Genomic DNA, 13,894 nt, shown 5'->3' with positions numbered 1-13,894 from the left:
ATGATACGTCAGCCGTTCACAACCCGTTTTGTCTGAACATTTTTCAAATGGGAGGAAATCATGCTGCCCCATTTTTCGAATTCGACCAGAAACCCGTCGTGGCCGAAAGCTGTGGAAACGAAATAATGCCTCCCCGACCGCACCCGTTTTGTAAAACGTTCCATGTATTCCGGGGAGTAGATGAGGTCGCCCTCATAACTGATGGTGATCAGCTCGGTTGGATAGTGTTCGGCGATGTCATCGAGCGTGCAGCCGCGGCCCCTGCTCAAGTCATGCGAGTTCATGGCTTTCAGGAGGGTGAGGTAGCTGTTTGGATCGAATCGAGATGCAAGCTTCCTGCCCTGGTAGTTCAAATAGCTTTCCACTTGAAAACCGGACTGCGCTTCTTCACGCTTGAAACGGTCGTCGAAAAGGAGCGGCGTCCTGTATGTGACCATGCCGGCCATCCTCGCAATCTCCAAACCTTTTATATGTGCGCCTTCGGGGTATTGACCGTTTTGAAAATCGGGATCCGATTCGATCGCCTGGATGCCGATATGATTGAAGGCAAGGCCGTAGTCGCTGAGAGTCGGTGTGACGGCAAGGGCGAACACTTTATCGACGAAGGACGGGAACATCATCCCCCATTCGAGTGCCTGCATCCCGCCGAGTGAACCGCCGATGACTGCGTGAACGTGCGGGATGTTCAGTTCCTTCAACGCCAGGTATTGAGCTTTCACCATGTCCCTAACGGTGACGCCCGGAAACTCCCGGCCATACCGCCTGCCGGTCGGCGGGTCGATCGATGCCGGACCCGTGCTGCCGTCGTTGCCGCCAAGGACATTGAATGAAAGAATCGTATATTCATCGGTATCCAGGTACGAACCCGGGCCGATGAGTCCGTCCCACCAGCCTTTGGTGCCCGGCGTCCCTTTTACAATATGATTCCCTGTAAGGGCGTGGCAAATGAGGATGACCGGGCCGTTTGCTGATCCTGTTTTTTCATAGGCAAGCTCGACCCCCTTCAGGGTCTCCCCGCTTTCAAGCGTCAGGGTTGGGATCGTAATGGAGTTGACTTCGTATCGGGCCGCTCGGGTGTGGGGATTCTCCATTCCGCCGCCTCCTTTTTTCAGTAATTGAGGGAGACGGCTTTTCGGGCCGGATCTCCCTTTTTAAAAATATTGATTATACCGGTGACGCTGCAAGTGCCGCTTCGATTGCGTGATCCAGGTCTTCAATCAAATCTTTGGCTGATTCCAGTCCGACTGACAACCTCACCAATTCTTCGGTTACGCCGGTTGAGCGCAGTTCCTGTTCGTTCAGCTGCTGGTGTGTCGTCGAAGCCGGATGGATGATGAGTGATTTCGCATCGCCGACGTTCGCCACATGTGACCAGAGTGTGATGTTGTCGACCACTTTCCGGCCTGAGTCCCTGCCCCCTTTAATGCCGAAGACGACGATCGAGCCGGCACCTTTTTTCAGGTATTTCTGCGTCAGTGAGTGGGACGGGTGCTGAGCGAGGCCCGGGTAGGATACCCACGCCACTCCGCTGTGCTGATCGAGATGCTCGGCGATTTTCTGTGCGTTTTCCGTGTGTCTTTCGATCCGGAGATGCAGTGTTTCAAGCCCCTGCAGCAGCAGGAATGCGTTCTGCGGGCTCAGGCAGGCACCGAAATCACGCAGCAGCTGCACCCGCAGTTTGGTGATGAAGGCTGCTTCGCCGACATCGATTCCAAAGCGGATTCCGTTATAGCTCGGGTCTTCTTCCACGAAGCCCGGGAATTTTTTGTTGTTCCAATTGAATTTCCCTCCATCAACCACGAGTCCGCCGATCGCCGTGCCGTGGCCTCCGATCCATTTCGTGGCTGAGTGGATGACGATGTCAGCGCCCCATTCAATCGGCTTCGTCAGATACGGTGTAGCGAAGGTGTTGTCGATGATGAGCGGGATTTCATTGTCATGCGCGACTTTCGCCACCGCTTCGATGTCCAGCACGTGAAGACTTGGATTCCCGATCGTTTCGGCAAAAACGGCCTTCGTCTTCGGCGTGATCGCATTGCGGAAGTTCTCCGGATCTGTAGGGTCGACGAAATGCACCTTGATGCCGTATTTCGGAAGCGTCGTGGAGAACAGGTTGTACGTGCCTCCGTAAAGATTAGTCGCAGCTACGATTTCATCCCCCGCTCCTGCGATATTCAGGATGGACAGCGAGATTGCGGCCATTCCGGACGAAACGCCGAGCGCCCCGATTCCACCTTCCAAAAGGGCGATCCGTTTTTCAAGGACGTCCACCGTCGGATTCATGATACGGGAGTAGATGTTCCCTTCTTCCTCCAGCCCGAATAATTTTGCTGCATGCTCGCTGTTGTCGAAAACGTACGATGTTGTCTGGTAGATCGGGACGGCGCGTGAACCTGTCGACGGATCCGGTGCCTGGCCTCCGTGCAGTAATACTGTTTCGATATCGAATTGTTTTGTCATTGTTAATTCCTCCCTGGGTTTGGTTTTTGGATTCCATTGCTAATTTGGTTTTTAGGGTATTGGCTTGCGATGGACGCTGCCGGTTTCGTTTCAGCTGGTACTTTCAGCTGGCTTGACCGGGCCGGCCATCCTTCTAGGAGTGTTGAAAGAAGAGGAAAATGAAAAACCCCCTTCCTAAGAAGAGGGTCTAATTTAATAGGGTCCTCCTCTTATCTTTCAGACTTTCGTCTGCAGGAATTAGCACCTTTTCATGCAGCTGCGAGTTGTTCGCAGGCATGAAGGTTGCCGGGCTTCATCGGGCCTAGTCCCTCCGCCTCTCTGGATAAGAGCGATTTAGTTGTTTTTTAAGTAGTGCGTTGAGATGAATTATAAAGGCTGATTGTTTCATCGTCAAGAGTATTTTCTGATTTTTTTTATTATTTTGGTATTTTGATTATTTTCGTTTACTTGGATAGGGGGTTCTTTATACGCAGTTGATTTCCGTGCAGGACTACGCTTTCCGCGGGTAGCCCGTGAGCCTCCTCGTCACTTCGTTCCTGCGGGGTCTCACATCAGCTACTCTTCCCGCAGGAGTCTTCGTCTTGCACTCCAATCAACTGCTGGAAGCGGTGAAATATAGTTTTATGCTTCAAAAAAAATTATTAAAAAACAAATTTCCCTGCCACTCAGCAGCCTTAAAAAACCTCATAGAAAATTTCAAAAACATACTAACCAACAGATTTTTCGATTGCTTCGTTGAACTGGGCCACGATGTCTTCGGCGTCTTCTATTCCGAGGGAGATGCGGACGACGTGGGTGTTGATGCCGAGTTTTTGCTGGGCTTCTTTGGGCAGGGCCCGGTGGGAGGTGCCTAGTGGGTAGGAGACGGTGGTTTCGACTCCTGCCAGGGTCGGCACGATTTTGATCCAGCCGAGCGATTTGAAAAATGCGCTGATGTTGCAGGACGCGTCGAGTTCGATGGTGACGATGGCACCGTGTCCTTTTTCGGACAGATTGTCCGGATAGTATACGTGCTTGATATGCTGGTTCGATCGCAAGTTGTCTGCCAGGATGCCGGAATTGCGGGCCTGGGCTTCCATCCTGAGGCCGAGCGTCTTTGCTCCCCTAGCCGTGAGCCATGCTTCGAACGGGCTTAAGTTGGAGCCCATGTTTACCACTTTTTCCCGTGCTTTTTTTACCAGCTCTTCCTTTCCTGTCACCACGCCTGCGGTGATATCGCTGTGGCCGCCGATGTATTTGGTGGCGCTGTGGGCCACCAGATCTACACCTTCAAGATACGGCTGGCGAAGGTATGGTGTGGCGAAGGTGTTGTCGATGATCGTTTTGAGGTTATGTTTTTCAGCAAGTTCGACGAGCTGCTGGATATCCTCCACTCTCATGAACGGGTTGGTGACCGTTTCACTGTAGAGCAATTTGGTCCGGGGCGTGATGGCCTGTTCAATTTCCTCTCGGCTCGTGAAATCGACGAATGTCGTTTCAATTCCGAAGCCTTTCAGCTCTTCTTTCAGCATATGGAAGGTGCCTCCGTACAGGTCTTCCGCTGCGATGATGTGGTCGCCTGACTGGACGACGGCAAGCACGGCGGCAAGGATCGCCGACAAACCGGATGACGTGGCGACACCGGCCGGGGCCCCCTCGAGGGCAGCGACCATCCCGCCGAGCTCGTCCGTATTCGGATTTCCCGTCCGTGTATAAAGATAAGGGGATTTCCCTTCATAGAATCCTTCAAGTTCCTCCAACGATTTGAATGAAAACGCCGAAGTCTGGTAAATCGGTGTGGTCTTGCTGCGGATTTCTTCGGTGCCTTTCAGCTGGCTATGTACGACTTTCGTTGTGAATTTCATGTGTGTCATCCTTCCTCTTTGCGGTTGGTATTTTAAAGAGTGTACCATATTCAGAAGATTCGGAGGAAGAGAAATGTTTCGGGTGACGTATTATTTTTTATGGAAATTCAGATGTTAACAAATAAAAAACACCTGCCGCCGATGCAACAGATGCTCCTCATTCTTATACTTTTTCGATACAAGCAATCAATCGCTCTTCAATATCCAGCGCAATATTTTTCAATTCTTCATTATCGACCAGTTCAATCAGCTTGCTCGGCTTCGCCATTCCGACTTTGGTCGTGCCGTTTTCGGTATAGATGCTGATCTTGCAAGGCAGGAAATAGCTGACGAGCATGCTCTGCTCCAGTACTTTCTTCGCTTCCTTCGGATTGCATACTTCAAGGATGACCACTTCTTCGTTAAAATCGAGGCCTTTTTCCTCAAGCTTGCCGGCAAGATCCAGATTCCAAAGTACGCCGAAGCTTTCTTCCTTCAGGGATGCCTCCACCTTTTCAGACGCTTCCTTCACAGACATTGATACTTCTTTTGTGTAGTGAAACATTCAAGATTCCTCCTTCGATTTCTATCCAAACATAGTTTCTGCAAGATAATCGATTGCATACTTGTTACATACCTCAAGGCGTATATAGTTAAACACAGGGACGGGCCTTTAGCGAGCTAAAGGCCCGTCCCTCAGTGGATTAATGCGTCAGTCCATTCCGGAGACCATTTCAGCCATCATGTCTTCGTTCATCGGGCCGACGATTTTGTGCTGGATCAGCCCTTTGGTGTCGACCATATAGGTGGTCGGGATGGTGAAGGCCCGGTATTCTTCGCCGATTGCCCCGTCCACATCAAGCGGGATCGGGAATGTGAGTTCATAGCCATCCGCGAATTCCTGGACTTTGTCCTTGCCGTCATCCATGCTGGTGAGGTTCACCGCGAGGATCTCGACGTTTTCCTTTTCAGCATTTTTTTCGTAGTACTTCTGCATATGAGGCATTTCCGCCTTACACGGCGGGCACCATGTCGCCCAGAAGTTGAGGATCACTTTTTTGCCCTTGTAATCGGAAAGCTTCACTTTCTCGCCGTTCAGCGTCGTAAGCTCGAAATCCGGGGCACTTGCGCCTTTTGAAAGTCCTTCTTCAGCGGCCGCATTGGAAAGGTCCATCGATTCCTTGGCTAGCTGCGCTGCTTCTTCCTTTTCTTTCTTTTCCTGTTGATCCTGAAATAGGTTCACCAGGAAAATCCCGACCAGGAGTGCCACGATGGCCAAAGCAAAGTTACGTTTATTCACTGGATTTTCCTCCTTGTTTTATAAGTAGCAAAAGCAGAACGGCGGAAACCGTGATGTAGGTCAAAAGGTGCGTACCGATTTCAAAACCGCCGAATGCGTTCAATAACAGCTGGGCCAGGGTGAAAATGGTCAGAATTTGAATCGACCAAATCCGCTTATCCTCCCCGCCGATTTTTTTCAGTAAAAACAAAAACAGAATCAGGTTAACCGCCAGCTGAAGACCGCCTGTCATATAAGACCCATGCAGGAAGTCGAACACGCCTTCATATACAAGCACGGTCAACATCCAGGCAGCGGCCGCATGATAAGGATTTTCTTTTTTAACAAATGTATAAATCAAAACAACGGCGATGCCTAGCCAATATCCGAATGTTCCTCCATGAAAATAAAGGATCGTGAGCGGGTGCTTGATGACCGTTTGGAAGTCTACGATGATGATGCTCAGTTTCCAGGTCAGGATGAAATAAAAGACGGCGTTCGAATACCAGTCGCCCGCTTTTCTGTTCCAGAAAAAGAGGAACAGGAAGGTCAGAAGGAACGAGGCTATGACCGCTGCCCATGAACCGGGGAACGTGAATGCGCCGATGTTATACCATTGTTGGTTCATGATGATTCTCCTTTTTATCATGTGGAGGGATTCCGAGGCGCACTTCGAATACGTGGTGCTCCCCGTCACTTTGAAGGGTCAGGGATCCTCCGTGCGACTCCACGATTTCCTTCGATATCGCCAGGCCAAGTCCCGCTCCACCGGTCATGGTCGAACGGGATGGATCGACCCGGTAGAACCGTTCAAAAATAAGTTCTTCTTCTTCTGCGGGAATCTCTTTTCCTTGATGAGAAAATTGTACGACATAATCATGACCTTGCACAAATCCTTTTACCGACAGCTTCTTTCCGACGTCATAGTCGGCGATATTCTGAAGCAGATTGTTGAATACCTGCTGAAGGCCGTCGCTGTCCCCTTGAAGGGAGCAAGGAACGAGATCCGTCTCTACCTCGATCCCTTTTTGCATGAATTTCAGTTGAAATGCCGTGAGCCTTCTTTTTAACAGTTCATGAATATGAAGCACTTCCTGATTGTAATCGGTATCGGCAGTCCACTGGTTGATATGTACAAGCTGTTCTAAGAGCCGCTCGATGCGACCGGATTCTTCCTGGAGGGAGCGGTAAATTTCCCTGTCCCCTTCTATGATTCCTTTTTCAAGCCCTTCGAGGTAGCCGGTCAGATTGGTGAGCGGCGTCCTAAGCTCATGCGACAGGTCGCGGAGCAGTCGGTTTTGCCTCGCCTTCACATGTGCCGTCGTCTCCGAAAGCTCATTGAACGCTTCACTCAGCTCCTTCACTTCATAGATAAGAGGCTGCTTCAACCGCTCCGGATTCCCTCCCTTTTTCAGGACTTGAGTGGCTTCCGTCAGCTTCTTCAATGGGTTGGTGAGCCATTTTATAAAAAAGAAATGAAATCCCCCGGCCAGGATGAACGCGAGCAGACTCACTTTGATCAGATAGTCATTCAGCAGACTTTCAAGGTTCGAGCCTGTGATCTGCTGCTGATTCACGAGATTGCAGGCATAATTTTTCACGGTGAATCCGGCAATCAGGATGACGGCCCCAATGATGATCGTGTTCAGAAACGTGAGCTGGGTCAGGAGACTGCCCGGTTTTCTGCGGTTATCCATTGAATTTATACCCCATTCCCCTTACCGTTTCAATAAAATTCATGCTCGTACACGCCTGGAGTTTTTGCCGGAGGTGCCGGATGTGAACATCGATCGTCCGTTCCGAAACCACTTTTTCGTGGAGTTCATACAGGTTGTCCAGGATTTGCTGACGTGAGATGATCTGTCCCGGATGCTTCATGAGAAGGTGCAGGATCCTGAATTCGAAACCAGTGAGATCTATGGGATTCCCCTTATATGACACTTCACCTTTTTTGGCTTTGAGTACAAGACCGTTCCGGCTCAGCTTTTGACAGCGGTCGGATGTTCTGCGGAGGACCGTTTCGACCCGGGTCACAAGCTCGCTCGGACTGAAGGGCTTTGTGACGTAGTCATCCGCCCCTGTCTTCAACCCCGTTATCCGGTCGAATTCACTTGTTTTCGCCGTCACCATGATGATGCCGATATCGCTTTTTTCCTCCTCGCGGATCCAGGTGCACAGCTCTTCACCCTGGATCTTCGGCAGCATCAAGTCGAGGATCGCAAAGCAGGGATCGCACTCCTTAAACAGACGCTTCCCTTCTTCTCCGTCCTCTGCCTCGAATACTTCATAGCCTTCTTTTTCAAGAAAAATCCTGATCAGTTTCCTGATCTTAGCATCATCCTCCACGACAAGGATGCTCTTATTCTGAACGTTCACGACAATTTCCTCCTATGTTGAAAACAAACTGAACACAGACAGATAAGCAGAAATCTGCTGCATCTTACCGCTGAAAACAAGCAGCCCCATCGCAACCATCAGGGCCCCGTTGAACTTCGCAAGCTTCGGCAGGATCCTGTTCACCTTTTTCATCACGGTGAATGTCTTCGTAATCATCAGTGAAATGATCAGGAACGGAAGCGCGAGTCCCAGTGAATACACGATGAGGAGCAGTATTCCCTGCGTCAGGGTCGAGCTGGCCCCGGCAAGCAGCAGGATTGATGATAACGTGATCCCAACGCACGGGGACCATCCGCTCGCAAATGCCATTCCAAGCATAACGGAACCGAAGGCGGTCCCTTTTTTCTTCACCTCAAACTGCTTCCCTCCCTTCATCAGGAAGGAAAACGAAATCCAGCCCATCATCTGCAGGCCGAAGACGATAATGAGGATCCCGGCGATCTGTTCTATGTATAATCTGTATTCCGAAAATAACCCTCCGAGCAGGCTTGCGGAAGCCCCCATCAGAATGAAGATGAAAGAAAAACCGGCGATGAAACCGAATGACCGGATAAACACCACTTTCCTCTCCACCTGAATCCTTCCTCCCTCCGCCTGGCCGCCGGTCAAATGACTCACATAAGCCGGCAAGAGCGGAAACACACAAGGCGAGAAAAACGACAGCGCCCCTGCTGCGAGCGCAAACCAAATTGATACTTCTACCATACATTGTTCACTCCTTTTATACCAATAGTATGGCGGGGGAATGTTAAGGGATTGTTAAGGGGTGGGGATTTTTTTGTTGTTTAGGATTGGGGGGGTTGGGATGTGTTGGTTGTCGTGGTTGCGTGGGGGGTGGTGCCTGGCTCAGATTCGGTGTTTTGAGCCAGGCTCAATTACGGGGGATTGAGCCTGGCTCGATTTTGTACCTGGTACAATTCCAGCGGTTTGTACCAGGTACACATTCTGCATTATTGGTGCCAGGCACAGATTGGGTGATTTGTGCCTGGAACAAAACCGGCTTATTGTGCCAGGCACAATCCGGCCTATTTGTTCCTGGCACCAGCAACCCTCCATCCTTAGCCCTTACGCACCACAATATAATACACTGAAGGGTGCAAATGCCCGACTTCTGTTTCGAATCCGGCTGTCTCGAGCTGCTGTGTCAGTTCACCAGATGGAATCCGCTCTTCCAGCGGCGGTCCCATTTCTGACTCCACTGCCTCCCAGTCCAGGATCAGCCAGAGTCCTTCGTCTTTCAGCATGTCGCTAAGGTCTTGGAATACTTTGGTGAGATTGGGCACTTCATGTAAAACAAAGCCAGATACGATTTTATCCAAGGTCTTCTTGTTGAAGCTTAGGTATTCTAGCGAAGATTTTTCATATTCGATGTTCGTTACGCCAGCTTCCCCTGCACGGTGCTGGAGATATTCGAGCATTTCCTGCTGCAGGTCGACGGCATGTACTTTGGTATCGACTTCCTTCGCGATCGGCAGTGTCAAATAGCCGTTTCCGCAGCCGAGGTCTGCGACGAGGTCATCTTTTTTTAATTGAAGAAGCTGAAGTACTTTTTCCACCGGCACCATTTCCTGACGCTTTGGATCGAGCAGTTTTGAAGCTTTGTGATGTTCGAATAAATGTCCGTGTCCTTCCATGATTGGTCCCTCCTGTTAATAAGATACGTTTCCATAGACTGCTTATTTCTCTATTGTCTTCGTTTTTCCTGGTAAATAGACTTTTAAAAGGAAAATCGCCTTACGATACCCCTTTATGTATTAGAGTATGATATGTATCTTTCAGGCAATCAAGTAATTGCTCTCAGGAATCAAAAAAACCGGCTGTCAAAGTGGACACCCGGAGTTTATCATATAATGGCTCTATCTTTTGAATCGGCCGATTGGGATCCTTTCAGTGCTTCCAGGATCATCATTAAGTAAAAGCCTGTGTTGCCTCCGCGGCGGTCGATCACCTTGATGTCGTCCACGATCCTCTTAACCTCTTCATAACCCAGCCTGCTTAATACCATGTCACTGATTTCTTCTGCAGTGTAGGAGCTGAACTTTTTCAAAGTGGAACGGTTTCTCCGGCAAAAGCTGCGCAACTGTCTTCTTATGTCAGAAATATTCCCTTGTTCCATCTTCACTTCTCCTTTCTAAACCTGAACTTCCTTAGGCTTCAGAGACAGTAGGCTAATCTAAAATAAAAATTGCCCGCCAAAAAGAATGGCAGGCAATAAATGATGAAACAGCGTCATTTATCTTCCAATCCTTTTCGGCAGCCCGGCGGTCATAGTTTCAAAAAAACGTTAGATCCGTGGCTTTGCGTCCTAATCTTTCGAATTAGTTTGCCTTTATCGCAGGTTGATACGTAGTACAAATGATGTGTATTTGAGTTTTTATAATAATACTATAGTGCCAGCATTACCCATGTTTTAAAAGTGTTTTTTGTGTGAAAATTTTCTTTTTTCGACATTAATTTCATTATACATGATTGCGTATGGTTTGTAAGGGGAAGGAATTATTCTTTTATGAATATCCTCAAGGATAAGGGTTTCTTTTGGTATGTTTTTATCCAAAAAAATCCTGCCATAAACCTATGGCAGGATTCTCTCAAGCTGCTATTCTATTAAAGATTGATATATCTACGCGGGTTTATAGCATTTGATTTCGCCGCATTCCAAGAACCTTGGTGAAGTTCGAAGTGAAGATGCTGTCCGAAAGAATATCCTGTATTACCCATGTAACCGATTTGCTGACCTTTATCGATAGGCTGTCCTGAGCTTACCAGGGCAGAAGACATATGGGCATACACTGTAGTAAAGGTTTGTCCATTGATTGAGTGCGTGATGTATACAACGTTTCCGTAACTTGAGCTGTAATGACTCTTGATGACATATCCATCTGCTGCTGCAACAACTGGAACAGTTCCGCGAGCTGCAATATCCGTACCGTAGTGGTAGCGGGATTCCCCGTTCAAAGTATCCCAACCAAATTCAGTCGTGATGGCACCGGATGCTGGTCTTGTCCATGCTCCGGAACTTACAGGAACGCTTGCTGGTGCTGAAGCCGATGCGGAAGAGCCGCCGCCGCTGCTGCTTGCTGATGCCTGGGCTTTCTTGGCCGCCGCTGCAGCTGCAGCTTCTGCCTGTCTCTTCTTCTCAAGCTCGCGCTGGCGGGCAAGTTCAGCCAAACGGGCCTGTTCTGCTTGGATTTCTCCGCCGATTTGCTGTTCCATTTTAGCTAATTCGTTAGATTCTTTTTGCAAGTTCACTTTTTCTTTTTCAAGTGAAGCCTGCTGCTTTTCAAGCTGCTTGAACAATTCAGCTTTTTGGGCTTTTTCGCTGTTAAGGTCTTGCTTCAATGTTTCAAGGCTTGCTTTATCGCTTTCTAATTCTGCTAATTTCGTTTCAACTTGTGATTTCTTCTTCTCTAATTCTTCCTGGTCTCTCTTTTGCTCGTCCATGATTTTTTTATCTGCACTCACAATCGTGTTTACTGCAGTGACTCGGTTGATGAAGTCACCGAAGCTTTCAGCGCCGAGAAGGACGTCAAGATAGTTTGCAGAGCCGCCTTTTTCCTGAATCGCACGTGCACGTTCTTTTAAAAGTTCGTTACGCTCTTTGATTTTTTCTTCGAGCTCTTTGATTTCTTCTTTTAACTGATCGATTTCTGCATTTGTTTCATCGATCTCTTTCGCTTTTTCAGCGATTTTATTTTCTGTATCTCTTATCTTCGCATCGAACTCAGCGATTTTCGCTTTGATTTCCTGCTGCTTGCTGATGTTTGCGTTGATTTCTGATTTCTTTTTATTAATTTCACCGTTGATTTTATCTTTTTGAGAAGAAACCTCTCCTTGTTTCTTCTTCAGATCCTCTACGGATGTAGCGTTGGCCGTTGTTCCCATTGCCGGGAAACTGCCGATTGTTAATGCTGCTGCAATTGCTAATGATACAAAATGCTTCTTGTTCAAGCGGCTCGCTCCTTTCAGCTTCTATCAACCTGTTAATTTAGACTTTTAAGAATTTACGTACAGACATGAAGCTTCCCCAGGCGCCGATCAGGCATCCCATTAAGAGGATCAATCCGTTTACCTGATAGATGAACGGGGTAAAGTCCAATATCTGAATAAAGTTATTTTGAAGTTTTGGCTCAATAAAATTGTAAGCGTAGTAATAACCAGTTGTAACAAGAGCAATCGGGATAATAGAACCTAAAACACCAAGCCATAATCCTTCAAGGACGAACGGCCAGCGGACGAACCAGTTGGTTGCACCCACGAGTTTCATTATCTCGATTTCTCTTCTTCTAGCGACGATCGTTATTTTTATCGTATTTGAGATGAGGAACATCGCTGTGAACAATAGACCGATGATCAGCACCAATCCGACGTTTCTGCTCATTTCAAGGATATTGAATAACTTTTCGATTTTCGCTTCCCCGTATAATGCTTCGTTGACATTTTCATACTTGCCTATTTCAGCGGCAATCTTGCCTGTATCACGGGGATCTTTCGCTTTAACGATGAATACATCATAAAGCGGGTTATCTTGCTCGAATAATCTGAAATCGTCACCGAGATCTTTTACCAGATTCTGAAGTTCTTCCTCTTTGGAGGAATATTCGACGGTTTCGACTCCACTTATTTTATCAATCTTGTCTTCTATGACTTTAACTTCTTCTTTCTTCGTCCCAATTTCGAGAAGTACGCGAATTTCGACATCTTTCTCTATATCGGTTGCCACCTTGTTCATGTTTAGCATCAAGACGATAAAAACACCAACAAGTAATAATGTGACGGTTACTGCACTGACGGATGCGAAGGTCATCCAGCCGTTTCGGCCGATGCTCTTAAAACTTTCCCTGAAGTGACGGGCAAACGTTCTAGCCTTCATAACCGTAATCACCTCGCTGTTCATCACGGACAATCCGGCCATTCTCGATGGCGATTACCCGATGCTTGATTGTATTTACGATTTCACGGTTATGTGTAGCCATGATCACGGTAGTACCGCGGTTTGCAATTTCCTCAAGGATATTCATGATGTCCCAAGAGGTTTCAGGATCGAGATTCCCTGTAGGCTCGTCCGCAATCACCAGCTTCGGTGTATTGACAATCGACCTCGCAATCGAGACCCTCTGCTGCTCTCCACCTGAAAGCTCATTCGGAAGCATCCTTGCTTTATGTTTAAGGCCTACCAGCTCAAGTACATCCATTACACGCTTCTTGATCTGTTTCGGCTGCTCTTCAATTACCTCGAGTGCAAATGCAATATTTTCATAGATCGTCAATGTAGGAAGCAGTTTGAAATCCTGGAAGACCACCCCTATATTTCGTCGAAGTTGAGGTACTTTGCCGTTCCTTATTTTCGCCAAATTTATTCCATTTACGATGATATCACCTTTAGAAGGTTTCACTTCCCGGTACATCATCTTGATGAACGTTGTCTTTCCTGCGCCACTCGGACCCACGACATAAACAAACTCGCCTTGCTTTATGTGGACGTTAAACCCATTCGCAGCCATAACACCGTTATTATACTGCTTATAGACGTCTTTCATTTCTATCATTATTAAATCACCTAATTTGTAGTATGTAGTTCCCCTCTTGGCTGTGTAGTATCTATGTGTGTGATATGAAATTCATCGTCTTTACCAAATTAGACATAAAATGGTGAAATTGCTCGAATTTCGCTCACGAAAATATTATAACATCACTTCTTACGATGTTAAGGAAAAATATTATTACAGTTTCATTTCAAAACTACACTTTTTGAGAAATATTTACCTTTTTTATTGCCGATTATACCTAAAACTCGATATTTATATAGTATTTTATTCCTAGTAACAGGTACTAACAACAAGTAAAAAAGATAGATGGGGATTGCTTCCAATCTCATTGATAGAGGGAGTCAGGGAGAGAATTAAGAGGAAAAGGATAATATCAAATTTTGTCACAT

The 13,894-nt window shown here is 47.6% G+C and carries 14 protein-coding genes and 2 riboswitches; all 14 genes read right to left on the bottom strand.

The window, feature by feature from the left end; all coding sequences use genetic code 11:
* Positions 1-8: 8 nt before the first annotated feature.
* The gene (metX, locus tag AS034_RS17670) at positions 9-1,091 is read right to left on the bottom strand and encodes a homoserine O-acetyltransferase MetX (RefSeq protein WP_058299585.1); all 1,083 of its coding nucleotides are present in this window, start codon (positions 1,089-1,091) and stop codon (positions 9-11) included.
* Positions 1,092-1,164: 73 nt separating this feature from the next.
* Positions 1,165-2,460: an O-acetylhomoserine aminocarboxypropyltransferase/cysteine synthase family protein gene (locus AS034_RS17665; RefSeq protein ID WP_058299584.1), complete on the bottom strand. Its 1,296-nt coding sequence runs from the start codon at positions 2,458-2,460 to the stop codon at positions 1,165-1,167.
* A gap of 206 nt (positions 2,461-2,666) precedes the next feature.
* Positions 2,667-2,789: riboswitch (SAM riboswitch) on the bottom strand.
* Between the two features lie 378 nt (positions 2,790-3,167).
* Positions 3,168-4,304 carry a trans-sulfuration enzyme family protein gene (locus AS034_RS17660; protein WP_058299583.1) on the bottom strand — a complete coding sequence of 379 codons (1,137 nt, stop codon included), beginning with the start codon at positions 4,302-4,304 and terminating at the stop codon, positions 3,168-3,170.
* A 163-nt stretch (positions 4,305-4,467) separates the two neighbouring features.
* The gene (locus tag AS034_RS17655; RefSeq protein WP_032086689.1) at positions 4,468-4,848 is read right to left on the bottom strand and encodes a DUF302 domain-containing protein; all 381 of its coding nucleotides are present in this window, start codon (positions 4,846-4,848) and stop codon (positions 4,468-4,470) included.
* 147 nt (positions 4,849-4,995) lie between these two features.
* Positions 4,996-5,583 (bottom strand): redoxin domain-containing protein, encoded by a 588-nt coding sequence (locus AS034_RS17650; RefSeq protein ID WP_058299582.1) that lies wholly within the window; start codon positions 5,581-5,583, stop codon positions 4,996-4,998.
* Positions 5,576-6,190, bottom strand: coding sequence for a hypothetical protein (locus tag AS034_RS17645; RefSeq protein ID WP_058299581.1), 615 nt, complete (start codon positions 6,188-6,190; stop codon positions 5,576-5,578). Before AS034_RS17645 ends, AS034_RS17650 begins: the two co-directional genes overlap by 8 nt.
* On the bottom strand, positions 6,171-7,259 hold the full coding sequence (locus AS034_RS17640) for a HAMP domain-containing sensor histidine kinase (RefSeq protein WP_058299580.1): 1,089 nt from the start codon (positions 7,257-7,259) through the stop codon (positions 6,171-6,173). The genes AS034_RS17645 and AS034_RS17640 overlap by 20 nt, the downstream gene beginning before the upstream one ends.
* The gene (locus AS034_RS17635; protein ID WP_058299579.1) at positions 7,252-7,938 is read right to left on the bottom strand and encodes a response regulator transcription factor; all 687 of its coding nucleotides are present in this window, start codon (positions 7,936-7,938) and stop codon (positions 7,252-7,254) included. The genes AS034_RS17640 and AS034_RS17635 overlap by 8 nt, the downstream gene beginning before the upstream one ends.
* Before the next feature lie 12 nt (positions 7,939-7,950).
* A complete protein-coding gene (locus tag AS034_RS17630) occupies positions 7,951-8,664 on the bottom strand; it encodes a cytochrome c biogenesis CcdA family protein (RefSeq protein WP_058299578.1) in 714 nt (237 codons plus the stop codon).
* Between the two features lie 353 nt (positions 8,665-9,017).
* Positions 9,018-9,593: a class I SAM-dependent methyltransferase gene (locus AS034_RS17625; RefSeq protein WP_058299577.1), complete on the bottom strand. Its 576-nt coding sequence runs from the start codon at positions 9,591-9,593 to the stop codon at positions 9,018-9,020.
* A 209-nt stretch (positions 9,594-9,802) separates the two neighbouring features.
* Positions 9,803-10,075, bottom strand: coding sequence for a hypothetical protein (locus AS034_RS17620; protein WP_032086713.1), 273 nt, complete (start codon positions 10,073-10,075; stop codon positions 9,803-9,805).
* A 133-nt stretch (positions 10,076-10,208) separates the two neighbouring features.
* Positions 10,209-10,297, bottom strand: a riboswitch (cyclic di-GMP riboswitch).
* Between the two features lie 266 nt (positions 10,298-10,563).
* Complete coding sequence (locus AS034_RS17615) at positions 10,564-11,907, bottom strand: murein hydrolase activator EnvC family protein (RefSeq protein WP_058299576.1); 1,344 nt, start codon at positions 11,905-11,907, stop codon at positions 10,564-10,566.
* Between the two features lie 37 nt (positions 11,908-11,944).
* The gene (gene ftsX, locus AS034_RS17610; RefSeq protein ID WP_058299575.1) at positions 11,945-12,829 is read right to left on the bottom strand and encodes a permease-like cell division protein FtsX; all 885 of its coding nucleotides are present in this window, start codon (positions 12,827-12,829) and stop codon (positions 11,945-11,947) included.
* A complete protein-coding gene (ftsE, locus tag AS034_RS17605) occupies positions 12,819-13,505 on the bottom strand; it encodes a cell division ATP-binding protein FtsE (RefSeq protein WP_032086716.1) in 687 nt (228 codons plus the stop codon). The genes ftsX and ftsE overlap by 11 nt, the downstream gene beginning before the upstream one ends.
* Positions 13,506-13,894: the final 389 nt, after the last annotated feature.

The sequence above is a fragment of the [Bacillus] enclensis genome, from assembly GCF_001456935.1.
GTDB lineage: Bacteria > Bacillota > Bacilli > Bacillales > Bacillaceae_B > Rossellomorea > Rossellomorea enclensis.
This window is presented reverse-complemented; position numbering and strand designations above follow the sequence as displayed.